This window comes from Pseudoalteromonas sp. PAST1 (genome assembly GCF_021532515.1).
GTDB lineage: Bacteria > Pseudomonadota > Gammaproteobacteria > Enterobacterales > Alteromonadaceae > Pseudoalteromonas > Pseudoalteromonas simplex.
Genome location: NZ_JAKGBH010000139.1, coordinates 1 through 1,200 on the forward strand (window position 1 = coordinate 1; position 1,200 = coordinate 1,200).

Genomic DNA, 1,200 nt, shown 5'->3' on the forward strand with positions numbered 1-1,200 from the left:
GGCATCGGAACGGCAATGATGTCTTACGCTAAGAAAATGGCAAAGGACAGTGACATGAAAGTTATAGATATCGCCGCCAGTCATCTTTCAGCTCCTTTCTTCGAAAAATTTGGGGCAAAGACAATTAAAGAAATCACTGATGGTTGGGGCCTAGACATGCACAGGGTTGATATGGAATTACTACTATAACAATTCAATGACCGCTATTGGCCGATTAACTGACCTAGGTGTGGTGTGAGTTGGCTGTCCGTAGAACAGGCTGTCCGTAGAACGCTCATATCTCATCTTACAGTTTTGTTGATTAGGTTTAGACTTCACCTGACAGGCAGCTAAGAGCGAATAGCGGACATCAACGTTCACTTCAGCATTACCGAATACTGAACGGTTTTGAGCTAAAGTTTTTGCGCGGCACATGGAAAAGAACTGCGTAGAGTTTGGTGCCAGATGCAAGTCCATGCTAGGGATTTACTGCTGACTAGATAACTGATCCTAATTGTGATACACCTGCTTCAAGCCATGCTTGCCACCTGGGAACGGAGCCGCTGTGTCCATAAAGTGGTATACCTGCTCCAGTAAGTCATCCATGTTCTTACACTGATGGTTACGGGTTATCGTTTCATGCAACGCATGCCATAGCTTTTCAATTTTGTTGTGCCACGGGCTGTATACCGGTAAAAACAAGAGCTTGAACTTTGGGTTCTCATTCAGCCATTTCTGCGTTTTTTTGCTCTTATGGATGATGTAATTATCCACAATTAGCGTGATACTTTTCGCTCGCCGGTATTGCCCTTTCAGTTGCTCCAACAGCGCAATAAACAAATCACTGGTCTTGCGCTCACCACCAACATAACTGATTTGTCCTGTCTGGCTGTGCAGTGCCCCCGCCAGATAGTGTTTCTTATTCTGGCCGGGTGTAGCTACCTTACGCTGTTTACCTTTAAAGCCCCAGTCGGCACCAATCTTCGGATTCAGGTGGATATCCACCTCATCCTGATAAAACACCGGATGGTCCACGCTGCAATTTTCAAGTGCCTCCCGCATGGCTGCTAACTTAGCTTCTTTATCTGGGTCTTGGATATACAGCGTCGGTGCCGCACGACGCCAGACGATGCCGACTTGTGGCAACCACCGCCTGAGAGTTGAGCTATGAATAACGATACGGTAAAGCTTATGCAGTAGCAGTGCGAATAATTCACTACT

General features: G+C 46.3%; 2 protein-coding genes. One reads left to right on the forward strand and one right to left on the reverse strand.

The annotated features are described in order from the left end of the window. The coding region (locus L1272_RS23050; protein WP_235374376.1) for a GNAT family N-acetyltransferase at nucleotides 1–189 on the forward strand (189 nt) is incomplete at its 5' end. Between the two features lie 300 nt (nucleotides 190–489). On the opposite strand, the gene L1272_RS23055 is transcribed toward L1272_RS23050, so the two are convergent. Then, nucleotides 490–1,200: IS630 family transposase (locus tag L1272_RS23055; protein WP_235374377.1), on the reverse strand; the 711-nt coding region annotated here is incomplete at its 5' end.